Source organism: Rhizobiales bacterium NRL2 (assembly GCA_001664005.1).
Classification (GTDB): Bacteria; Pseudomonadota; Alphaproteobacteria; order Minwuiales; family Minwuiaceae; genus Minwuia.
This window is the reverse complement of record CP016093.1, coordinates 4,242,018-4,263,205: the sequence shown is the minus strand read 5'-3', so window position 1 is coordinate 4,263,205 and position 21,188 is coordinate 4,242,018. Positions and strand designations below refer to the sequence as shown.

General features: G+C 68.0%; 18 protein-coding genes. 9 read left to right on the top strand and 9 right to left on the bottom strand.

Annotation, left to right across the window (positions count from 1 at the left end):
* Positions 1 to 40: 40 nt before the first annotated feature.
* Complete coding sequence (locus TEF_19940; protein ID ANK82814.1) at positions 41 to 646, bottom strand: arylesterase; 606 nt, start codon at positions 644 to 646, stop codon at positions 41 to 43.
* Positions 647 to 713: 67 nt separating this feature from the next.
* Here TEF_19940 and TEF_19935 point away from each other — a divergent pair, with 67 nt between their 5' ends.
* Together TEF_19935 and TEF_19930 are read left to right on the top strand one after the other, a co-directional pair.
* Entirely contained in the window at positions 714 to 1,412 is a 699-nt protein-coding gene (locus TEF_19935; GenBank protein ID ANK82813.1) for an ABC transporter, read from the top strand.
* Positions 1,412 to 3,937: a hypothetical protein gene (locus TEF_19930; GenBank protein ANK82812.1), complete on the top strand. Its 2,526-nt coding sequence runs from the start codon at positions 1,412 to 1,414 to the stop codon at positions 3,935 to 3,937. Before TEF_19935 ends, TEF_19930 begins: the two co-directional genes overlap by 1 nt.
* Before the next feature lie 322 nt (positions 3,938 to 4,259).
* Here the strand turns inward: TEF_19930 and TEF_19925 are convergent, their stop codons facing one another.
* From TEF_19925 to TEF_19915, 3 genes are all read right to left on the bottom strand, one after another.
* Positions 4,260 to 5,603: an ABC transporter ATP-binding protein gene (locus tag TEF_19925; GenBank protein ANK82811.1), complete on the bottom strand. Its 1,344-nt coding sequence runs from the start codon at positions 5,601 to 5,603 to the stop codon at positions 4,260 to 4,262.
* 91 nt (positions 5,604 to 5,694) lie between these two features.
* Complete coding sequence (locus TEF_19920) at positions 5,695 to 6,732, bottom strand: hypothetical protein (protein ANK82810.1); 1,038 nt, start codon at positions 6,730 to 6,732, stop codon at positions 5,695 to 5,697.
* 15 nt (positions 6,733 to 6,747) lie between these two features.
* Positions 6,748 to 7,605 carry a flagellar motor stator protein MotA gene (locus tag TEF_19915; protein ID ANK82809.1) on the bottom strand — a complete coding sequence of 286 codons (858 nt, stop codon included), beginning with the start codon at positions 7,603 to 7,605 and terminating at the stop codon, positions 6,748 to 6,750.
* 156 nt (positions 7,606 to 7,761) lie between these two features.
* Between TEF_19915 and TEF_19910 the strand changes: the two genes are divergently transcribed.
* Positions 7,762 to 8,247 carry a hypothetical protein gene (locus TEF_19910; protein ANK82808.1) on the top strand — a complete coding sequence of 162 codons (486 nt, stop codon included), beginning with the start codon at positions 7,762 to 7,764 and terminating at the stop codon, positions 8,245 to 8,247.
* Positions 8,248 to 8,251: 4 nt separating this feature from the next.
* On the opposite strand, the gene TEF_19905 is transcribed toward TEF_19910, so the two are convergent.
* Positions 8,252 to 10,675, bottom strand: coding sequence for a hypothetical protein (locus TEF_19905; protein ANK82807.1), 2,424 nt, complete (start codon positions 10,673 to 10,675; stop codon positions 8,252 to 8,254).
* A 47-nt stretch (positions 10,676 to 10,722) separates the two neighbouring features.
* Positions 10,723 to 11,400 (bottom strand): hypothetical protein, encoded by a 678-nt coding sequence (locus tag TEF_19900; protein ANK82806.1) that lies wholly within the window; start codon positions 11,398 to 11,400, stop codon positions 10,723 to 10,725.
* A gap of 120 nt (positions 11,401 to 11,520) precedes the next feature.
* Between TEF_19900 and TEF_19895 the strand changes: the two genes are divergently transcribed.
* The 6 genes from TEF_19895 (at position 11,521) to TEF_19870 (ending at position 18,698) form a co-directional block, all read left to right on the top strand.
* Complete coding sequence (locus tag TEF_19895; GenBank protein ID ANK82805.1) at positions 11,521 to 12,663, top strand: hypothetical protein; 1,143 nt, start codon at positions 11,521 to 11,523, stop codon at positions 12,661 to 12,663.
* 80 nt (positions 12,664 to 12,743) lie between these two features.
* Entirely contained in the window at positions 12,744 to 14,675 is a 1,932-nt protein-coding gene (locus TEF_19890; protein ANK83625.1) for a hypothetical protein, read from the top strand.
* A 61-nt stretch (positions 14,676 to 14,736) separates the two neighbouring features.
* Positions 14,737 to 16,050, top strand: coding sequence for a GDP-mannose dehydrogenase (locus TEF_19885; GenBank protein ID ANK82804.1), 1,314 nt, complete (start codon positions 14,737 to 14,739; stop codon positions 16,048 to 16,050).
* The gene (locus tag TEF_19880) at positions 16,031 to 17,254 is read left to right on the top strand and encodes a glycosyltransferase WbuB (GenBank protein ANK82803.1); all 1,224 of its coding nucleotides are present in this window, start codon (positions 16,031 to 16,033) and stop codon (positions 17,252 to 17,254) included. Before TEF_19885 ends, TEF_19880 begins: the two co-directional genes overlap by 20 nt.
* The gene (locus TEF_19875; GenBank protein ID ANK82802.1) at positions 17,232 to 18,284 is read left to right on the top strand and encodes a hypothetical protein; all 1,053 of its coding nucleotides are present in this window, start codon (positions 17,232 to 17,234) and stop codon (positions 18,282 to 18,284) included. Before TEF_19880 ends, TEF_19875 begins: the two co-directional genes overlap by 23 nt.
* Positions 18,285 to 18,287: 3 nt before the next feature.
* A complete protein-coding gene (locus TEF_19870) occupies positions 18,288 to 18,698 on the top strand; it encodes a lactoylglutathione lyase (GenBank protein ANK83624.1) in 411 nt (136 codons plus the stop codon).
* Positions 18,699 to 18,833: 135 nt separating this feature from the next.
* Here TEF_19870 and TEF_19865 read toward each other — a convergent pair whose 3' ends face one another.
* Genes TEF_19865 through TEF_19855 form a run of 3 tightly spaced genes read right to left on the bottom strand, consistent with a single transcriptional unit; the run spans position 18,834 to position 21,119 of the window.
* On the bottom strand, positions 18,834 to 20,282 hold the full coding sequence (locus TEF_19865) for a hypothetical protein (GenBank protein ID ANK82801.1): 1,449 nt from the start codon (positions 20,280 to 20,282) through the stop codon (positions 18,834 to 18,836).
* Positions 20,248 to 20,871 (bottom strand): cell filamentation protein Fic, encoded by a 624-nt coding sequence (locus tag TEF_19860; protein ANK82800.1) that lies wholly within the window; start codon positions 20,869 to 20,871, stop codon positions 20,248 to 20,250. Before TEF_19860 ends, TEF_19865 begins: the two co-directional genes overlap by 35 nt.
* Before the next feature lie 11 nt (positions 20,872 to 20,882).
* Entirely contained in the window at positions 20,883 to 21,119 is a 237-nt protein-coding gene (locus TEF_19855) for a hypothetical protein (protein ID ANK82799.1), read from the bottom strand.
* Positions 21,120 to 21,188 lie beyond the last annotated feature (69 nt).

The following is a 21,188-nucleotide window of genomic DNA, read 5'->3' as shown; positions in this document are numbered from 1 at the left end:
TTTCACTATAACGCCGATTCGCCGCCGGCCCGCCGCCGGATCACGAACCTTTCAACGCCCGGGCGACCGGTTCGGACATGCGTTCGGCGATCAGTCGGGCGCCTTCGGCGTTGGGATGGATGCCGTCTGGCTGGTTCAGCGCCGGGTCGGCGGCCACGCCTTCCAGCAGAAAGGGATAGAAGGCGGCGCCGTGCGCTTCCGCGACCTCCGGGAAGATGGCGTTGAACGCCCGGGCGTAGTCGCCGCCCATGTTGGGCGGGGCCTGCATGCCGGCGACCAGGACGGGTATGCCGCGCTCCGTCAGCCGGCCGACGATCCGGTCCATGTTGCGCCGGGTGTCGGCCGGGTCGATACCGCGCAGTCCGTCATTGCCGCCCAGCGCCACGATCACCAGATCCGGCTCGCCCTGCACCGCCCAGTCGAGGCGGGAGAGGCCGCCGGCCGTGGTGTCGCCGGAAACGCCGGCGTTCTCGATCGTCACGTCCAGGCCGCGGTCGGTCAGCGCCTCCTGAAGGCGGACAGGCAGGGCGTCGCCCTGCGCCAGGCCATAGCCCGCGGTGATGGAATCGCCCAGCATGACGACGCGCCATCCTTCGGCAGCGCTGATCGGTTGTGCGATCGTGAGCGTAACCAAAAGCAACAGCATGTTGATCGCGGCGCGGGGCCAGCCATATCGGGTGCTGGCGGGAACGCGCGGGACTGAAGGAATTTGCATGGCCGAAAGTCAGATCACCCTGAAGGACGTGCATGTCACGCTCGACGGCGCCGCCGGTCCGGTCCGGATCCTGCGCGGCATCGACCTTGATATAGGGGCTGGCGAGACGGTTGCCATCCTCGGGCCTTCCGGTTCCGGCAAGTCGACCCTGCTTTCCATCGTCGGCGGGCTGGAGGCCGTGACCTCCGGCGCGCTGTCGTTCCGCGGTCGCGACCTGACCGGCCTGAACGAGGACCAGCTGGCGCTGTTCCGCCGCGACCACGTTTCCATCGTCTTCCAGTCGTTCCACCTGCTGCCCACCATGACGGCGCTGGAGAACGTCGCGGCGCCGCTGGAGCTTGCCGGCCGCGCCGACCCCTTCGGCCGCGCCGCGCGGGAACTCGAGACCGTCGGCCTGGCCGAGCGCACCGGCCACTATCCCAGCCAGCTTTCCGGCGGCGAGCAGCAGCGTGTCGCCGTCGCCCGGGCGCTGGCCGCCGATCCGGAGGTCATCCTGGCCGACGAGCCGACGGGCAATCTGGACGGCGAAACCGGTGGGCGGATCGTCGATCTGCTGTTCCGCGCCAACCGCGAACGCGATACGACGCTGCTGCTGGTCACCCATGACGAGAAGCTGGCCAAGCGCTGCGGCCGCATCCTCAGGCTGAAGGATGGCGTGATCGCCTCCGAGGAGCCGGGTGTGGAGCGCGCCGCCTGATGGTCACCGCCGCTTTCCGCATGGCCCTGCGCGATCTGCGCGGCGGTCTGAGCGGGTTCCGGGTCTTCCTGCTGTCGCTGGCGCTCGGCGTCGCCGCGATCGCCGGCGTCGGCTCGCTGACCGCCTCCATCATCGGCGGCATCCAGGAGAACGGCCGCGAGATCCTGGGCGCCGACATCGATCTCAGGATGCGTCAGATCGTACCGCCCGACGCGGCGGTGACGTGGCTGGAACGGGAAGCGGGCACGCTGCTCAGGACAATGGAAATGCGCACCATCGCCCGCGCCGGAACAGGCGATCGCCGCGCCCTCGCGGAGCTCAAGTCGGTGGGCGACGCCTATCCGCTCTATGGCGCGGTCCGGCTGGAGGACGGCGGCGAACTGCACGACGCCCTGGCCCGGCGGGACGGCGTCTTCGGCGCGGTGGCGGAGCCCGTGCTGGCGCAGCGTCTGGAACTCTCTGTCGGCGACCGGGTGCGGGTGGGCGACGTCAGTTTCGAACTGCGCGGGCTGATCGCCAACGAACCGGACCGCGGCACGGGCGGGGCGCTGACCCTGGCGCCGCGCATCATGATCCACGACCAGGCCATGGCTGCAACGGGCCTGGTCCAGCCGGGCAGTCTGATCAGCCGCCACTACAAGGTGAAGCTGGCGCCCGGCGACACGGTCGAGGATTTCCGCCGGCGTCTCGCCGCGGAGACTCCGGACGCCGGCTGGCGCATCCGCGACCACCGCAACGGCGCCCCGGGCATCGAGAGCTTCCTGGAGCGGCTGCGCATCTTCCTCACCCTGGTCGGGCTGACCGCGCTGCTGGTCGGCGGCGTGGGCGTCGGCAATGCGGTGAAGGCGCATCTGGACGCCAAGCGCAGCCAGATCGCTGTGCTCAAGGCGCTGGGCGCGACCGGCGGCGACATCACCCGCATCTACCTCTTCCAGATACTTGTTCTTGCCGCGGTCGGAATTGCCATCGGGCTGATCATCGGCGCGGTCGTGCCGATGATCGCCGTGGGTCTGCTGGCGGAGGCGCTGCCCACGCCGCCCAGCGTCGGCCTCTACGCCATGCCGCTCGTGCTTGCCGCGGCCTTCGGCGTGCTGGTGACGCTCACCTTCGCGCTCTGGCCGCTGGGCGTGGCGCGGCGCACCCGCGCCGCCGAGCTGTTCCGTGCGGCGATGGGCGAAAGCGGCGGCGTCCCCGGCCGCGGCTTCATCGCCGGCACGGCGCTGGCGCTGCTCGGCCTTGCCGGTCTCGCGATCTTCTCCGCCGACCGGCCGGTCTTCGCACTCTGGTTCGTGCTGGGGGCGGCCGGCGTGTTCATCGTGCTCCGGCTGGCTGCGGCGGGCATCGCCTGGGCGGCGAAACGGGCGGGCGGGCCGAAGCGCACGGCCTTCCGCATGGCGCTGGCGAACCTGCATCGGCCCGGCGCGCCCACGGCCTCGGTGATGATCTCGCTCGGCCTGGGCGTCACCCTGCTGGCCGCCGTGGCCCAGATCGAAGGCAATGTGGCGGGACAGGTCGACCGCCGCGTGGCCGAGGAGGCGCCGTCGTTCTTCTTCGTGGACATCCAGCCCAATCAGCTCGAGCCCTTCCTGGAGACTGCACGCGCGATTTCCGGCGTTTCCGATGTCCGCAGCGTGCCGTCTCTCCGGGGCCGGATCAGCGCCGTCGATGGCGTGCCGTCCGAAGACGTGCAGATGGTCGACCCGGACGAGGGCTGGGTGCTGCGCGGCGACCGGGGGTTGACCTACGCCACGGAACCGCCCTCCAACAGCCCCGTCGTTGCCGGCGAGTGGTGGCCGGCCGACTATGACGGGCCGCCGCTGGTCAGCTTCGAGGACGAGGCGGCCGCCGGACTCGGCCTGGAAGTGGGCGACACGATCACTGTCAACGTGCTGGGCCGCGACATCACGGCGGAGATCGCCAGTCTGCGCCGGATCGACTGGTCGACCTTCCAGATCAACTACATCATGATTTTCAGCCCCAACACGCTGCGCGCCGCGCCGCACACCCACCTTGCCACTGCGGAGGCGGCCGGCGCGGCGGACAGCGAACTGTTCCGCGCCGTCACCGACCGCTTCCCCAACATCACCGTGATCCGGGTGAAGGAAGCGATGGAACTGTTCGACAAGCTGCTGGGCCAGGTGGCGACGGCGATCCGCGCCGCTTCCGCCGTGACGCTTCTGGCCGGCCTGATCGTGCTGGCCGGGGCCATCGCCGCCGGCCACCGCAGGCGGGTCCGGGAATCGGTCGTGCTGAAGGTGATCGGCGCGACGCGCCGGCAGATTCTGAAGATCCACGCCGCCGAGTTCGCTGTCCTCGGCCTCGCCACCGGCATCGTCGCCGCCATCGCCGGCAGCGTGGCCGCCTGGGGCGTGATCGTCTTCGTCATGCAGGGCGAGTTCGAGCTGATGCCGGCCCGGCTGGCCGTGGTCGTCGTCGGCGCCATCGCGGCGACGACGGCGCTGGGTCTTGTCGGCGCGCACCGCGCGCTCCGCCGCCGGCCCGCGGTGGAGCTGCGGGAAGCGTAGGATCGCTTGGCTGACCGGCCGGCGTACTGCTCATTCCCCCTAGGGGGATGGCCGGGCTGCCGCTCTCCGCGTCCTGGGACCGGCGAAGCCGGGGCCCGGGACCCACGCCTGAGCCTTTCCGCCGGATGGGGCGTGGCCGGATCTGCTCAGGCATGGGTCCCGCGCCAGGCCTGCGGCCCGCGCAGGACTCGAAGGTGGCATCGAAAGGCGTGCGTGCGGGCTGTTTCATCCCACGCAGTGCGTTCTGTTACACCCCCCTCTGGCTGCGGCGCAGCCAAGGGGAGAGAACACAAAGACAGTGCGTCGACGGGCAGGCTCGGGCCTATGGCCGTGGCACGCCGGCTTTCTCGAAGGCCGATTTCTGCCGTTCGGCCAGTGCATCGACGTCGAAGTCCTCGATCAGTTCGTGGAACATCCGGTACCAGTTGATCTCCGACTTCAGGTGCAGGAAGACGCCGCCCAGTCCGATCGCTGCGCGGTCCATGAAAACGAACTCGCGGGGCGGGGTGACGCCGCCGCGCTCCTTCAGCTCCCGGTGCACGCGCTCGGCGGTTTCGCGGCCGTACATGCCGTCCTCGCCGAACTCCTGGATGCGCCGCGGCCGGTCCTCCAGCAGCGGTGCGTAGACGAAGCTGGCCCAGAGGTTCAGCGTGTCCACGACCTCTTTCGTCAGACCCTCGAAGCCCCAGCTTTCATAGGCGTGAACGGCGAGATCCCGGTCGTCGTCGCGGATCGCCCGGTAGAGGTCGATGACGCCCTTCACGAATTTCGGCTGGAAGGTGCGGATGCAGCCATAGTCCAGCAAGTTGATCGCGTGATCGTCGCGGACCGAGTAGTTGCCCAGATGCGGGTCGCCGTGGATCACGCCATAGCCGTAGAAGGGCACGTACCAGGCGCGGAACATGTTGACCGCCAGTTCGTTGCGGACCTCGATCGGCGCCTCGCGGAATTCCAGCAGCCGCCGGCCGTCCAGCCAGCTCATGGTCAGCAGGCGGCCCGTGGAGAGCGCCGGATAGACCTCGGGCACGTGGACGCGGGGCTCGCCGGCCAGCATCTCCCGATAGAGCGCGATGTGCCGCGCCTCGAGTTCGTAGTCGAGTTCCTCGCGCAGGCGCGCGGCGATCTCGTCATGGATATGGCGGGTGTCGATGGAGCGGTCATAGCGGCGGTAGATGGAGAAGATGAGCCTGAGCTGGCGGAGGTCGGCTTCCACCGCCGAGCGCATGTCCGGATATTGCAGCTTGCAGGCCAGTTCGTTGCCTTCGAGGTCGACCGCCCGATGCACCTGACCCAGTGAGGCCGCGGCCGCCGCCTCCCGCTCGAAGGCGCCGAACTTCTTCCGCCAGGCCGGTCCCAGTTCCGACGTCATGCGGCGCTTGACGAAGGCCGGGCCCATGGACGGCGCGTCGGCCTGGAGCTGCGCCAGTTCCTGCGCATACTCCTTGGGCAGGGCCTCGGGGATGGTCGACAGGATCTGTGCGACCTTCATCAGCGGGCCCTTGAGCCCGCCCAGCGCCGCACGCAGTTCGCGGGCGTGGTCGTCGCGATCGATCTTCACGCCCAGATAGCGCTCGCCGGCCAGCTTCGCCGCCAGGCCGCTCATCGAGCGGCCGACGCGCGCATAGCGTCTGACCTGAGAGCCGAAGCCGTCTTCCCGATTGGCCATGGAACCCCTTCGCCTGTCCGTCTGCCCTTCATATAGGCAGGCGGTGCCGCGATGTCTCATGGCCAGATTACGGCGCCGGCGTCGCGGCGGATCAGCGGCCGCTGTCTTCCACGCCGTGGACCTTCAGGCCGATGCTCTTCAGCGCGTCGACCGGTTGCTGCTCGGCGGCGAGGCCCGCCTGGCGCATCAGCACGATGGAGATGCGGCGGTTGGCGTCGGCATAGGGGTCCTCGGCGACCAGGAGTTCCTGCGCCGCCTTGCCCGTCACCTGGTCGATGCGGTTCTGCGGCACGCCCAGTTCCAGCAGCGCCCGGCGGCTGGCGTTGGCGCGGTCCGCCGACAGCTCCCAGTTGCCGTAGCCGTTGCTGGAGCGATAGGGGGTGGCGTCGGTGTGGCCGGTGATCTTGATCTTGTTGGGCAGGCGGGTCATCACGTCGGTGACCAGCATCAGGATCTGCTTGGCGTGGCCTTCCAGGGCGGGGCTGCCCTTCGGGAACATGGAGCGGCCGCCGGAGTCCACCAGCTGGATGCGCAGCCCCTCCGGCGTCATGTCGACCATCAGGTTCTGCGCCAGTTCCTGCATTTCCGGCGCGGCCTGCTCGATGGCCTGCTCGATGGCGTCCATGGCCTCGTTGAAGGCTTCCTCCTCGCGCCGGGCCAGTTCCTCGGCGACGTCGTCCTCGCCGGGACGGCCCTGCTTGCCGCGCTCGCTGTCCTCGACCTTCTCGTCGTTGTTGGAGATGCCTTCCTCGTCGATCTCGTCACCGGCAGGGTCGAACTTCTTGCCGTCGTCGTGATTCTCTTCCTCGTCCTCGATATCGCCGATCGAGACCACGACAGTCGGCAGCCCGGCGTTGGATATGCGCGCGCCGTCGCGGACCATCGTCTGACCGCCCATCGCGCCGCCGCTGCCCGACTGCTGCTGGGAAACGGCGGCCGGCGCGAAGTAGTCGGCGATGCCGCGCTGCTGCTCGTCGGTGGTCACGTTGAGCAGCCAGAGCAGCAGGAAGAAGGCCATCATCGCGGTCACGAAATCCGCATAGGCGACCTTCCATGCGCCGCCATGGTGGGCATGACCGCCCTTGACGATCTTCTTGACGATGATTGGCTGCTGGTTGCCGTCGGCCATGGCAGGGGCGCTCCGTCAGACCTTGGGAGCGCTCTCGACGGCGTCCTCGACTTCCTTGAAGGACGGACGTTCGTGGCTGTAGAGGGTCTTGCGCGCGAACTCCACGGCGACCGCCGGGGCGTAGCCGTTCATGTAGGCCAGCAGCCCCGCCTTGATGCACTGGTAGTACTTGGTCTCGGCTTCGGCATAGGCCTCCAGGCTCTTGCCCATCGGGCCGACGAAACCGTAGGCGAGGAAGATGCCGAGGAAGGTGCCGACCAGCGCCGCGGCGATCTTGCCGCCCAGCACCTCGGGCGGCTCGGAAATGTACTGCATGGTGATGATGACGCCCAGCACCGCCGCCACGATGCCGAAGGCCGGCAGGCCGTCGCCGGCCGTGGTGACGGCCGCGGAGACCGCGTGCTGTTCGTGGTGATGGGTCTCGATGTCCTCGTCCATCAGCGCTTCCATCTCGTGGCTGTTCTCGGTGCCCATGGTCATCAGACGCAGATAGTCGCAGACGAACTCGACGGCGTGATGGTTCTTCATGAAGCCCGGGAAGGCGGTGAAGATGGAGCTCTTCTCCGGGTCCTCGATGTGCGCCTCCAGCGCCAGCATGCCCTTGGCCTTGGCCAGCTTGAAGATGGTGTACTGAAGCGTCAGCAGTTCCTCGTAGGTGGCCTTGTTGTAGGGCTGGCCCTTGAGAATCTTTCCGATCGACTTGAATACGCCGAAGATCACTGTCTTCGGGTTGGAGATGATGAACGCGCCGAAGGCGGATCCGCAGATGATCACCACCTCCAGGGGCTGGATCAGCACCGCGAAGGAGCCGTGCGGCAGGTACCCGCCGAGGACGGATCCGATGACGACCACGACGCCAATGATGAAGAACATGGAGCTATTCCGCTTCGGTTTGATCTCGATCGGCGCCGAGTGTCGCCCGCGCACGGTTAAGATGGCGTTAGCGCTGCGCGTTCCGCGGCCGGGGCTTTCGCCGCGGCGTTCGGCTGGTAAACTCCGCCCCGAACCGACTTGTCGATGGGGAGGAACATGGCGGTCAGCCCGAGGGAACTGCGCGACGTGCTGGGCTCGTTCGCGACAGGCGTTACCATCATTACCGGCGTCGACGATCAGGACCGGCCCGTCGGCCTGACGGCGAATTCGTTCAATTCCGTGTCCCTGGATCCGCCGCTGATCCTCTTCAGCCTGGACCGCAACGCGAACTGCGCCAGCGCCTTCGCCGAGGGACGGCCTTTCGTCGTCAACGTGCTGCGCGACGACCAGCAGCCGCAGTCGAACCACTTCGCCTCCAAGACCGACGACAAGTTCGCCGAGATGGATTTCACCTGGACCACCGGAAACAATGGCTGCGCCGTGATCGAGGGGGCTCTGGCGCATCTGGAGTGCACCTGCGAATCGCTGCATGAAGGTGGTGACCACTGGATCGTGATCGGCCGCGTCAGCCGGATCGAGGCCGATCCGGATGGCCGGCCGCTGGTCTTCTTCCGCGGCCGCTACGCCAATCTGAACGACTAGGAACCTACCGGTCCGCCGCCGCGCGCCCCTTCGGGGGCACCGCGCAGACCGGCGGTTCCGCGGCGGGACCGAGGCGGCGCGCCGTGGCGCCGAATGCGTCGATTTCTACGCGATGGTCGCCCAGACGCACGGCGAAGCCGCCATCGCCGGCCGCCTCGGGCGTTCCGATCTCGGCGCCGGTACAGTCCAGGTCCACGGCGACCAGGAATTTCGCCTTCGTCGACTTCGCCGTGCTGGCCAGCGTCAGGTGCCACTGGTTCTTCCAGTCGGGCACGAAGAAGGGATCCGGATCCTCGGGAAACCTGTCCGTCTGGCTCGCGGCGTAGTCCGGCGCCGCGAGCACCCGGAAGCAGGCCTTGCCCTTGCCCATGTCGATGTTGAAGCGCCCTTCGCCTTCCTCGGCGATTTCCGTCCAGGCGTGCAGGTTCCACTCCCATGTCCGCGCCTCGTCCGAGGCCAGATCGTCGTAGATCAGGGCAAGGTTCGGCCTGAGATAGGCGATGGTCCGCACCGCCTTCGACAGCGCGCCGCCATAGGCCCGGGTCGCGTCGCCGACGGCCATGTCGTGGTGGCCGCAGCGGGCGAAATCGGCGATCCGGCCCTGGGCGCCGCGGTCCTGTTCCGGCTGGCCCTGCCCACCGTCGAAGGTGATGGCATTGTGCGCTTTCGTCTGCATCGTCCAGGCGAGGTGATGCTTCGATTTCCAGGTGTCGTAATAGCCCGAATCGAGCGCCAGCGACTGCTGCCGGCCGTTGATGATGAAGCTGTTCTGGTCGGCGTGGCTGTGGCTGAAGCTGCCATAGGGGCTGGACTTGAACAGGATGGAATAGCGGTCGGGGTCGTCCAGCTCGGAATGCATCGCCACCCAGCCGATGGACGGAAAGACCGCGGTGTCGGGCAGTTCGGGATGCTTCGCCGGGTCGAAGGGACGTTCCGGTTCCTCGTAGAGGGGGCCGTAGAGATGCAGGTAGTATTCGGGGCGCTGCGGCTCCCACTGCGCGGCAAAGCGGCGGCTGATCGGCGTGTCGATGCGCTGACGGTACATCATCGCCACCAGTGCCCAGACGTCGGGGAACCAGTTCTCCCCGCCGTCGCCGAAGCTGCTGTTGGGCGTGCCCGGCGGCACCAGGTACTGGAAGAAGACGCCGGCCTGCATGGGCCAGCCCATCCGCGTCGGGTTCACGTCGATCGCGTTCTCGATGATGTCCCAGTACTGCATGTTGTTGACGGCGTCCCAGATGCCGTAGTTCACGCCATTGCCGAAGCCGCCATCGGCCCCGCCCCAGGGATTGTTGACGGCCAGGTAGATCGGATAGGTGCGGAAGAACCAGTTCTGCGCCCGCGGTGTGTCCCTGGCCATCAGGGCGGCGATGGCGGTGACCGCGCCCGCCTGGCGGAAGCCGTGGCTGTTGTAGGGCTTGAGCTCCAGCGCCCGGCGCGGGTTGACGACATACTCGTCGAACGCCGCCTGGGTGCGGTATTCGATCATGCGCCGCAGCGTGGTTTCCTTGTCCTCGTCGAGCTCGTTCTTCGTGATGTCGTAGACCAGCGCCAGCGCCAGGGCGATGCGCAGGTTGGAGAGGTCGCTGGAGCGCACGCCCGTCGAGTGCTCCGGATCCCACGACGCCAGGTCCAGCGCGCGCCGCCAGGCTTCTTCCAGCATCTTCTCGTCGCGCGTGAGGTACCAGGTATAGACCGTGGTGCCGAGCTGTACGGTCGCACGGTTGACCACCTGGGCGATGAAGCGGGCGACGCGGATGCGCTCGTAGAAATCCTCCACTTCGAAGGTCGCGGTCGGCGGTTCGGGGTCCAGCTCCGCGCCGATCATGTTCTCCTCGACGTTCTGCATCACCTCGCGGAAGACCAGCCGCCGTTCACCCTGGTTCAGATCCCGGCGCAGCGTGTTGAAGCCTTCCTTGCCGGGAAAACTGCGCGGCCGCCGCCGCTCCCAGGCCCGGTCCCAGGCGGTCTGCACCGATGGCGCGACGAACTCGTGGGCCTTCTCGTGAATACGGAAGGACCGCCACTCGCCCCAGTCGCCGGCGCCCTCGCGGTCGTGCCAGCGCCGGACCCGCCAGCGCCAGTCGCCCATGGCGAGCGGCGCATTCAGCATCAGGTGGTTGTATTCGGTGATCCGCCGGATCGGCTCTGCGCCGCTCCCGGCGGGCTCGATCACCACTTCGTAGGACAGATCCTCGCCTTCGTAGCGCCAGTGGAAGACCGGCGGGTTCTGCACCGCCACCGCCGCGTTGAACGGATAGACCGGCATTTCCAGCTCGGTCTGCGGCGACAGCCAGTCGGAAATCTCGGGCCCTTCGGGCAGTGTCTCGATGTAGTACTGCCAGGGGTCGACGCGATCGGCCGCGGTCGCGGCCAGACCGCATAATGCAATGCCGATCGAAGCGAGAAGGTGCAGGACGCGGTTCATGAAGGACCTCCTGAATTGACCTGCCGGCCGGGCATGCAAGAAACGGATCAGGCGGGGCGGCGGATGGCGATGATCGACTTGGTGAATCCGGCCGCGCGCTCCTCGGCGATCTCGGCGTCGGGGAACAGCCGGCGCATGGACCGGTGCGTCAGAAGCTGGAAGTCCGGCCGCGTCCCCTTGGGCCAGAAGCGGTTGGTGAAACGGATCGTCGGCACCATCAGGTTGCGCGGCAGCATGACGATGAAGACCGGCAGCCAGCTGTGGCTTTCCACCGGGAAATAGCGGTAGGGCGTCTGCACGAAATAGCCGCGCCCGACCCGCCGGATCTCGGCGGCGAAGGCCGACTGGTGGCGTTCCGCCATTTCGCGGAAGCGCCGGTCGTCGGTCATCCAGCGCATCTCCTCCTTCGGTCCGGTGACGTGCTCGATCACCGAGGAGCAGAAGACGATGTCGAAGGCCCCGTCCGCAAAGGGCAGGCGTTCGTCGTCGCCGTCGAGCCGGACCGTCGCGAAGCCGCGGCCCGCAGCCTCCGCCAGATCGCTTTCGGAGATGTCGGCCACCGTCACCGCCGCCGGTCCGGTCAGGATGGAGGCGATATGGCCGCCGGTGCCGCCGCCCAGATCCAGGATCCGGGTATTGGGGCCGATCTCGAAGCTCTCGCGGAACAGCTGCGCCCGCTTCTGCCGGGAATGGCGCGAGAACCGGCGGAACAGTTTCCAGAGCATGCCATCCCCTTCGATTGACAGGCGTCGGCCCCGACCCTAGACCGGATGCGAGAGCGACTCGCAACATCTATAGCGGCTGCGCCGCGCCGTGCCTATCCGCCCCGCCGGGAGCTGACGCCAGTGCCGGACCATGTGACCAAGCCGCGCATTCTCATGGTCGGGCCGTTTCCGCCGACCCGGGGCGGCGTCACCACGTTCATGCTGAACGTCATGGGCTCGCCGCTGGCGGATCGCTATGACTTCATCGCCCACACGACCTCCCGGCCGGCGAAGAAGAACGTCGTCGACAACTACGGCTATGCGGCCATGTTCAAGGGTGGCGTCGGCCGGCTGATCCGCGCCGCCTGGGCGACGCTCTGGCACCTCGTCGCCTTTCCCTTCGTGGTTCTCTTCCGTCGCGTCGACCTGGTCCAGATCCAGTCCTCGGATTTCCAGACCTTCTGGGAAAGCTGCCTCTACCTGCTGATGGCGAAGGCGCTTCGCCGGCCCACCATGCTTCGTCTCGGCGGCGTCTTCGACAAGTTCTACGAAGGCTCGTCCCCGCGCGTGCAGGGGCTGATCCGCCGCGGCGTCGCCGCGCCCGACATCCTGATCGTGCAGTCGGAAAGCTGGCGGCGCTATCTCGCCACGGTCGGTCGCAGCGAGAACGTGATCGTGCTCTACAATTCCGTCCCCGAGGCCTCGATCGTGCCCATCGAAGGCCCGCGCAACGACCCGCCGCGCGTCTTGTTCTTCGCCGGCTCGGAATCGGTGCGCAAGGGCGCACAGGTGGTGCTGCAGGCGCTGGCCACGCCCGAACTGGCCGAAGTGCGCGCGGCGTTTCGCTTTCTGGCAGTGATCGAGCCCCTGGCGTCGCAGATCGGGAATGCCGGCCTGCCGCAGCGGATCGAACTGGAAGGCTTCATGGAGCACGCGCAGTTCATCGAGGAATTGCGGGCCGCCGACATCTTCCTCATGCCTTCCTTAGGGGAAGGCTTTCCCAACAGCCTGCTGGAAGCGATGGCGGCGGGGCTGGCCTGCGTCGTCACGCCCGTCGGCGCGGTGCCGGAGATCGCCGACGACGAGGCCGAGGCCCTGGTGATCGAGCCCGGCGACGCCGGGGGCCTTGCCGGCGCGATCCGTCGGCTGGCGGAGGACGAGGCGCTGCGCCTGAAACTGGCACGATCCGCGCAAGAGCGGCTCCGGCGGCAGTTCGTCGCCGAGCGGGTTCTCGACGTGCTGGAGGGGGGCTACCGGAGATTGCTGGCCGGGAACGGAGAATGAGCGGGACGCAGGCCGACAGCACCGCCGCGCTGGCGGGGTTCGTGCGGCGGGTCAGATGGTACCGCAACCGTCTGCGCGCCATGTCGGCGGGAGAGATCGCCCACCGCGTGCTCGAGATGGCGCGGCGGCTGGTCTCGGCCCGCCGCCTGCCGTCGTCCGTCACGGCCTTCGATCCGGGCGACATGGCCCTGCCCGAATGGCCGGGCCTGGCCGAGGGCGTCGGCGGCCTTGCTGCCGGCACCAGGCTGATGACGCAGTGGGCGGCCCATGTCGAGGCTGTCCGCGCCGGGCGGTTCCGTTTTCTCGGTATCGATTGGCCGGAGGCGGCGTCGCCGGGGGCGCCGCCGGACTGGCATCTGGACCCGGTGACCGGTCGCCGCTGGCCCCCGGACGCGTGGTGCTTCGACATTCCCTATCGTCACGAGACGGACTTCGGCGACGTCAAGAACGTCTGGGAGCTGTCGCGCCTGCAGTACCTGCAGCCGGTGGCCGCCTATGCCGTGGTCGCCGAGGACGACGCCGCAGCCCGGCTCTGCCTGGATCATCTTTCCGCCTGGATCGACGCCAATCCGCCCTACAGGGGGGTCAACTGGCCGTCGATGATCGAGCTGGCGTTCAGGGTCGTCAGCATCATCGTCATCGTCACCTTGCTGAAGGCGCGGATCGATGCGGCGCTGCGGCGGAAGATCATGCGCACCCTCTACCAGCACGGCTGGTGGATCGACCGCTTCCCCTCGCGGTTTTCCTCGGCCAACAACCATCTGGTGGCGGAGGCCGCCGCGCTCTATCTGCTCGGCGCGCTGGCCCCGGAACTGCCGGGCGCGCGGCGCTGGCGGACCCAGGGGCGGCGCAGTCTGGAGCGGGAGGTGCTGAACCAGATCGCGCCCGACGGCGTGGGCCGGGAGCAGTCGCCGGCCTATGCCGCTCTGACGCTGGAATGGCTGCTGCTTGCCGGCGATCTGGGCCGGCGGACGGGCGAGGCCTTTTCCGGCGACTACTGGCGGCGCATCGCCCGCGCCGGCGAGTTCCTGAAGTGGATCACCGACAGCACCGGCGGTCAGCCGCGTATCGGCGACGATGACGACAGCCGCGTCATCGGCAACGGCATGGCGAGCGAAGACACGATCAATTCAGTGCTGGGCTGCATCGCCAGCGCCTGCGGCGAGGCCGCGCTGGCGCCCCCGGTGCCGACGGCGCACCTCAGGAACGCGCTGTTCCCCGCGCCGGTCCCGGACCGGCTCTGGCCCGTCGGCATGCGCCACTTCGCCGAGGGCGGCTATACGGTGGACCGCCGCAACCGCGCGGGCGGGGTGCCGGACCATCTGCTGGTCTTCGATCACGGCCCGGTGGGCTATCTTTCCATCGCCGCCCACGGCCATGCCGACACCCTTGCGCTGTGGCTGCACGTCGACGGGCGGCCGGTGCTGATCGACGCTGGCACCTACCTCTATCACGCCGGTCATGCCTGGCGGGACCACTTCCGCGGCACGGTGGCCCACAACACGCTGACCATCGCCGGCGAGAACAGCTCCGAGATCTCGGGTCCCTTCAACTGGGCGCGCAAGGCCGGGGCGCGCGTCCTCGCGCTGGACGACGATCCCGAGCGCTGGTCGGTGACCGCCGACCATGACGGCTATCTGGAGACGCACCGCGTGCGCCATCAACGCCGTGTCGAGCGGGCGGGAGCGGGGCGTTTCCGCCTGACCGACAGCCTGACCGGCGCGCCGGGCGACCATCGGGTCGAGATCGGCTTCCTGGTCTCGCCGCATTTCCGGGTGGAGGCGTCGGGCACGGGGTTCGTCATCCGCGACGAGACGGCCACGACGCTCAGCATCCGCCATGACGGGCCGCTGTCGGGCTGGGTCGAGACCGGCCGCACCGCGCCCGAGCGCGGCTGGCACTCGCCCGGCTTCGGCGTCCGCGCGCCGGCCCCGCGCATCGTCTTCGCGGGCGAACTGGCGACCGGCACCCCGGTCGTGTTCGGGCTCTCGGTGGGCGACGGGCCGCCATGATTGCGATGGACGAAGGGGCCGCTATGCTCGGCGCCGCGGGATCAGGAGGGAAGGAAAGGCCATGCGCCTGAGCGTCTTCGGCATGGGTTATGTCGGCAATGTGTCGGCGGCGTGCTTCGCCGCGGACGGCCACCACGTGATCGGCGTCGATCCCAACGAGACCAAGGTGGGGCTGATCAACGACGCCCGTTCGCCGATCGTCGAACCGGGCCTGGCCGAGCTGATCGAGGAGGGCGTGAGGGCCGGGCGGCTGCGCGCCGTGACCGATCCGGCCGAGGCGGTACGCCACACCGAGCTGTCGATGGTCTGCGTCGGCACGCCCAGTCAGGCGAACGGCAACCTGGATCTGCAGTACCTCGTCCGGGTCTGCGAGGAAATCGGCGCCTGCCTGAAGGACAAGGACGACTTCCACATCGTCGTCATCCGCTCGACCATGCTGCCCGGCACCATCCGGGAAACGGTGCAGCCCGCGCTGGAGCGGGCTTCGGGCAAGAAGGCAGGCGAAGGCTTCGGCCTCTGCAACAATCCCGAATTCCTGCGCGAGGGCTCGGCCGTGCGCGACTTCCGCGAGCCGCCCAAGACCGTGATCGGGGAAAGCGACGAACGCGCCGGTGCGGCCCTGGCCGGACTCTACGCCCATCTGGACGCGCCGCTGATCCGCACCGAGATCGAGGTCGCCGAGATGGTGAAGTACGCCGACAACGCCTGGCACGCGGTCAAGGTGACCTTCGGCAACGAGATCGGCGCGATTTCCAAGCGTCTCGGCATCGACAGTCACAGGGTCATGGACATCTTCTGCCAGGACACCAAGCTCAATATCTCGCCCTACTACCTGAAGCCCGGCTTCGCCTTCGGCGGCTCCTGCCTGCCGAAGGATCTGCGCGCCATCACCTACAAGGCCCGCGAGCTCGACCTGCCGGTGCACATGCTGAACGCGGTGCTGCCGTCCAACCGCTGGCAGGTGGAGGCCGGCGTCGACATGGTGCTGTCGAAGGGCAAGCGGAAGGTCGGCGTGCTCGGCTTCAGCTTCAAGGCCAATACCGACGACCTGCGCGAAAGCCCGCTGGTGGAGGTGATCGAGCGGCTGCTGGGCAAGGGCATGGATCTGAAGCTCTACGACCGCAACGTCTCGCTGGCCCGGCTGACCGGCGCCAACCGCGACTATATCATGAAGGCGATCCCGCACATCTCGAACCTGATGGTGGATTCGGTCGAGGAGGTGATCGATCACGCCGAGGTGCTCGTGATCGGCAATGGCGATCCCGCCTTCCGCCAGGTGCCGGACCGGATGAAGGACGGCCAGGTGCTGGTCGACTTCGTCCGCGTCATGAACGCGAAGAGCGAGCCCGGCCGCTATGACGGCGTGGCGTGGTAGCTCCGTGAGAGAGGACAAGCCGCGCCGCGTCCTGTTCATCGTCGAGAACCTGCCGAGCCCGTTCGACCGGCGCGTCTGGCAGGAAGCGACGACGCTGCACGAACATGGCTACGAGGTCACGATCATCTGCCCGACGGGCAAGGGCTACGAGAAGAAGCGCGAGGTCATCGACGGCATCCACATCCTTCGCCACGACCTGCCGCTCGACGCCAAGGGCGCGGCGGGCTACGCGCTGGAATACTCGGCGGCGCTGTTCTGGGAGTTCGTGCTGGCCTGGCGGGTGTTCCTGACCCGCGGTTTCGACGCCATCCACGCCTGCAACCCGCCCGACAACATCTTCCTCGTCGGCGGTTTCTTCAAGCTGCTGTTCCGGAAGAAATTCCTGTTCGACCACCATGACATCAACCCGGAACTCTACGAGGCGAAGTTCGGCCGGCGCGATTTCTTCTACCGCGTGATGCTGGCCTGGGAGCGCTGGACCTTCCGCACCGCCGACGTCTCCATCGCCACCAACGAGAGCTACAGGCGGATCGCCATCGAGCGGGGGAAGATGGACCCCGAAAAGGTCTTCGTCGTCCGCTCGGGCCCCAGCCTGGAGCGGCTGAAGATCATTCCCCCCGTGCCGGAACTGAAGCAGGGGCGGGACTACCTGGTGGGCTATGTCGGCGTCATGGGCGCGCAGGAGGGACTGGACCTGCTGCTGCAGGCGGTCCGCCACATCGTCCACGAGAAGGGCCGGACCGACGTGCATTTCGGCCTCGTCGGCGGCGGGCCGGAACTGGATGACCTGAAGCGCATGGCAGCCGAGCTGGAGGTCGCGGACCATGTCACCTTCACCGGGCGCGCGCCTGACCGGACGCTGCTGGAGATGCTGAACACGGCCGATGTCTGCGTGAACCCGGACACGTTCAACGAAATGAACGACAAGTCGACCATGAACAAGATCGTGGAATACATGGCGCTGGGGAAGCCGATCGTGCAGTTCGACCTGACCGAGGGCCGCTTCTCGGCGCAGGAGGCGTCGCTCTACGCGAAGCGCAACGACCCGGAAGACATGGCGGAGAAGATCCTGGAACTGCTCGCCGATCCGGAGAAGCGCGCGCGCATGGGCGCCTTCGGCCGCCGCCGGGTGGAGGAGGAACTGAGCTGGGATCACGAGGTCCCGCGTCTGCTGGCCGCCTATGACGCACTCTTCCGGTCCTGAGTCAGGCCAGGGCTGGGCCGTCCTGCTGATCGGCGCGGCGCTGCTGCTGACGGCACTGACCGGGCTCAATTTCTTCGCCCTCGACCGCTACCAGGCGACCGGGCCGGCGGTCGAGCTGCTGCCGCCGGGCGGCGTCGTGCTGGACAACCCCGACCGCGAGGGCGTCGAGCGGCTGGATATCGACGTGCCGCTGGACCCGGCGACGCCCTTCGTCCGCATCCGCGCCCTGGCCGAGGCGATCGGTATCGCCGCCGGTCCGCGGCCCTGGCAGCGCGGCCGGGTCGTTTTCGTCAAGCGGGACGCGGAAGGCCGGGGCCGCTGGGATCTGCCCCACGTCGTGGCGCTGCTGCGGGGCGATACGCCGAAGGGCGCCTTCGAGGAGATCTTCGCCGCCAGCCCCGGCGCCGCCAGCCTGCAGCTTCGCCTGGAACTGCTGAAGGCCGCCGGCCGGCTCGAGGTGCGTTCGGTCACCGCGACACCCTTGGCGGAAGCGCCCGGGTTCCGGCCCGCCGCCGCCTTCCTGACCGGCGGCTGGGCGCTGCTGGCGCTGGCGGTGACGGTCTGGGCCGGCCTGCGCGTGCGGCAGCGGCGGTGGCTGATCGGCTTCTGCTGGCTGGTGGGCGTGACGGCCATGACCCTGAGCGTGCTGCCGGGGGAGGCCACGGCGCCGGCCCGCGACGTGACCGCGGGCGCCGTCGACCTGGTCGCCAGCGAAACGGCGACGGAGCAGGAGAGGCAGGCCGCCGTCTCGGCCAACATGTTCTCCATCGCCAAGGCGGGACACGTGCTGATGTTCCTGGGCGTGGGTTTCGCCTTCAGCCTGGCGCGGGGGCGCTCGAGTGCGCCCGCCATCTGGCTGCTGGCCATCGGATTCGCCGCGCTCTGCGAGATGCTGCAGCTCTACAGCCCCAACCGTGCGCCCGCCGGATTCGACCTGATGCTCAACACCGTCAGCGCCAGTTTCGGTTTCTGGATCGCCTGGACCGTTTCGGCGATGCTGGTCCGGATCGTTCCCACCCGACGGAGGTAGATGATGTTCAGCCACATCACTGTCGGTACCAGTGACCTCGAGCGCGCCAGCAAGTTCTACGATGCCGTCATGGCCGTTCTCGGCATCCCGCGCAATTTCGAGGAAGCGGGCGAGGCCGTCGGCTACGGCGTGATGCAGCTTTCGGAGTCCACATCCGAAACCTTTCAGCCGGAGTTCGTCGTCACCCGGCCTTACGACGGGCAGGAGATGCACCGGGGGAACGGCTGGCACGCGGCCTTCCTGGCGAAGGACCGCGCCACGGTGGACGCCTTTCACAAGGCCGCCCTGGCCCATGGCGGAACCGACGAGGGCGCGCCCGGACTGCGGCTGAACTATCACCCGAAATACTACGCGGCCTATGTCCGCGACCCGGACGGCAACAAGCTGCAGGCGGTCTGCCACTGGCCGCAATAGCGACTGTCGATTCACCCATTCTGGTGTGTCATGCCCGCCCTGTGCGGGCATCCGGCAAACCATCGAATCGCGGCGAAGCCGCTCCGGACCCCCGCACGAAGGCGGGGGGTGGCCAGCGGGGAACAGTCAGGTCCGCTACGCGGCCTTTGTGAACAGGCTCCGGGGCACCGGACCGCCGAAAGTCTCGGTGGTGTAGCGCCAGACCTTCACGTCGGCCGACCAGTGATTGCGCGGCAGACCGGCCTTGACCTTCAGTCCGGCGAGGAAGCTCCCGGGTGTGTCGAGGCTTTCCCAGACCTTGGGCAGGAAGGTGCCGCGGCGCTCACCGTCCTGCAGGATCAGGCCGTCGATGCCGGGGCGAAGCTGCGCCGCCAGGTCGGCCTCGTCGCGGAAGTCCATCGGCGCGGGCGCCGAGAGCACCGAGATCTCGATCTCGCTGTCGCGGAACTCGGCCACCGTCAACGGCTCGAAGCGCGGATCCTCGAAGCCGGCGGAGACGGCGTTCCAGGCGATGTCCTCGGCCAACGGGCGGTGCGCCCTGAGCGAGCCGATGCAGCCGCGCAGCCGCTTCTTCAGGTTCAGCGTCACGAAGCTCGCGCCCATGGTGCGGAGTTCGTGCGGGAAGGTCTCCAGGTTCACCGCGGGCCGCTTGTTGCGGGCCAGCCGCACGCCCAGCGCCCGCGCCGCTGTGGTGACCATGAGGTCCCGGTGGCTGTCGGCAAAGCCGGAGCCGTCGGAAGGTGTGAGCGCCCAGGCGCCGTAGCCGACCACACGGTCCCTGCTGCCGGCGGTGTCGCCGGAATTGCGCACGTCGAGTTCGGTGATCCGCAGGCCCAGCCGCGTGGCCAGCAGCAGAAGGCCGTTGACGGGACGGCTGCCGCAGGCCTGCTCCGACCCGAAGCTGCCGGCCTTCATGAGGCCGATCTTGCGCGCGGTCTCGCCGTCGATCCGCCGGGCGGTGTCGTAATCGTGGAAATGCGAGAGGTCGGTGGAGATGACGATCAGGGTCTCGTCGCCGCCCCAGACGCTCTCCAGGAGGTCCGCGACCTGCTCGGGGCGGGCGTCGCCGACGACGACGGGGACCAGCGTGAAATCGCCCAGGACACGCTGCAGGAAGGGCAGGTGGACCTCCAGGCTGTGTTCCTGCGCATGGGCGTCGTCGCGGATTTCGGCGTCGGGACGCGCGGCCAGCCGGTCGAGGATCTCACGGTCGAGCTTCACCGGCCCCAGCGGCGTGTCGAAGGCGTCGACCGACGGCAGGGCGAAGCCGCGGAAGGCCACGCGGTGGGCGGGGCCCAGCAGGATGACGCGGCTGAACCGCTTCGGTTCCTGGGCGACGCGGGCATAGGCGCTGGCGGCCACGGCGCCGGAAAAGACATGCCCGGCGTGCGGCGCGATGATCGCCTTCGGAACCGGCACCGGCCCGGCCATGCGGCTCTCCGCCTCGGCCAGCAGGCCGTCGACGCTCTGCATCAGGGCTTCGCGGCCGCCGGGATAGAAGGCGCCGGCCACCGCAGCGGGTCGGATGCTCTTCACCGCATTCCCTTCGTCAAACCGACGATGATCCCTGATAGGGCAGGCCATCGTCATCAAGTTGGGCCTCAAGCAGCGCAGCGAGATATTCTTCCATTTGCGAGAAGTTCAGTTCGCCGTCGTCCCAAGCGCGATCCGCTGCCTTCAGCGCTGCTTCATATTCATTTCGCGTCTCACGAATCCGTTCCGGCACAATCTTCCGTCCCGGCAGCATCATGCCCGATCGCGTGCAGAGCAGATAGTAGCAGACCGCCCGTGCCGTTCGTCCGTTGCCTTCGATGAACGGGTGAATCCAGTTCATGCGCCAGAGGCCGTAGGCCGCCAACTCCGTCGGCTCCCAGACATACCAGTTCTCCTGCACATTGGAGATGAACCGGTCCATCTGCTCGTCGACTTCATTGAAATGTGGCGGCTTGTGGTCGCCGACATAGATCGGTTCCCGCCGGAAGCGACCGCCGAATTGCGAGATATTGGCGACCGCCACGTGGTTGAGCGCCCACAAGAGGTGCTTGTCGAACGCCACCGGCCCCTTCTGCAGTCCGATCTCGATGCAGTTGGACAGCAGGCCATACTGGCGGATCAGATTCTGCTGCTCTACGCGATCGAAAAGATCTTCATCCTCTTGGCGAAGAATGAACATTGGCCCGGAGATCAGCTCACAGGCTTGGGGTCACGGAGTAGAATGCGCCCCACCGACTCTCGTGCCGAGTCCTTCGTGATCTTCGAGCCCTCCGGCGCGTTCCCGAAGACGAAGCTCGCCTGCTGCTCCCGCAGGTCTTCCTCCGTAAGCACAGTCCCACGCGCCTTGCGAAGCAATTCCTCCAGCCGTGGCCGCTTGGGCGCACTCGCCGCGGTCGGCTTACGTTCGGCCATCACAATTTCTCCCATGGCGATTGAATATGAAGGATAGCACCCACCTCGTTCGCCGCAATCGCGGCGATCCGCCTGTCGCGAGAA

Excerpts from the sequence above, each read along its gene's own strand:
- TEF_19880 (ANK82803.1), top strand. The coding sequence starts at position 16,031 with ATGACGGCGTGGCGTGGTAGCTCCGTGAGAGAGGACAAGCCGCGCCGC.
- TEF_19915 (ANK82809.1), bottom strand. The coding sequence starts at position 7,605 with ATGTTCTTCATCATTGGCGTCGTGGTCGTCATCGGATCCGTCCTCGGC.
- TEF_19910 (ANK82808.1), top strand. The coding sequence starts at position 7,762 with ATGGCGGTCAGCCCGAGGGAACTGCGCGACGTGCTGGGCTCGTTCGCG.
- TEF_19935 (ANK82813.1), top strand. The coding sequence starts at position 714 with ATGGCCGAAAGTCAGATCACCCTGAAGGACGTGCATGTCACGCTCGAC.
- TEF_19860 (ANK82800.1), bottom strand. The coding sequence starts at position 20,871 with ATGTTCATTCTTCGCCAAGAGGATGAAGATCTTTTCGATCGCGTAGAG.
- TEF_19900 (ANK82806.1), bottom strand. The coding sequence starts at position 11,400 with ATGCTCTGGAAACTGTTCCGCCGGTTCTCGCGCCATTCCCGGCAGAAG.
- TEF_19925 (ANK82811.1), bottom strand. The coding sequence starts at position 5,603 with ATGGCCAATCGGGAAGACGGCTTCGGCTCTCAGGTCAGACGCTATGCG.
- TEF_19920 (ANK82810.1), bottom strand. The coding sequence starts at position 6,732 with ATGGCCGACGGCAACCAGCAGCCAATCATCGTCAAGAAGATCGTCAAG.
- TEF_19905 (ANK82807.1), bottom strand. The coding sequence starts at position 10,675 with ATGAACCGCGTCCTGCACCTTCTCGCTTCGATCGGCATTGCATTATGC.
- TEF_19870 (ANK83624.1), top strand. The coding sequence starts at position 18,288 with ATGTTCAGCCACATCACTGTCGGTACCAGTGACCTCGAGCGCGCCAGC.
- TEF_19940 (ANK82814.1), bottom strand. The coding sequence starts at position 646 with ATGCTGTTGCTTTTGGTTACGCTCACGATCGCACAACCGATCAGCGCT.
- TEF_19865 (ANK82801.1), bottom strand. The coding sequence starts at position 20,282 with ATGGCCTGCCCTATCAGGGATCATCGTCGGTTTGACGAAGGGAATGCG.
- TEF_19890 (ANK83625.1), top strand. The coding sequence starts at position 12,744 with ATGTCGGCGGGAGAGATCGCCCACCGCGTGCTCGAGATGGCGCGGCGG.
- TEF_19875 (ANK82802.1), top strand. The coding sequence starts at position 17,232 with ATGACGCACTCTTCCGGTCCTGAGTCAGGCCAGGGCTGGGCCGTCCTG.
- TEF_19885 (ANK82804.1), top strand. The coding sequence starts at position 14,737 with ATGCGCCTGAGCGTCTTCGGCATGGGTTATGTCGGCAATGTGTCGGCG.
- TEF_19930 (ANK82812.1), top strand. The coding sequence starts at position 1,412 with ATGGTCACCGCCGCTTTCCGCATGGCCCTGCGCGATCTGCGCGGCGGT.
- TEF_19855 (ANK82799.1), bottom strand. The coding sequence starts at position 21,119 with ATGGGAGAAATTGTGATGGCCGAACGTAAGCCGACCGCGGCGAGTGCG.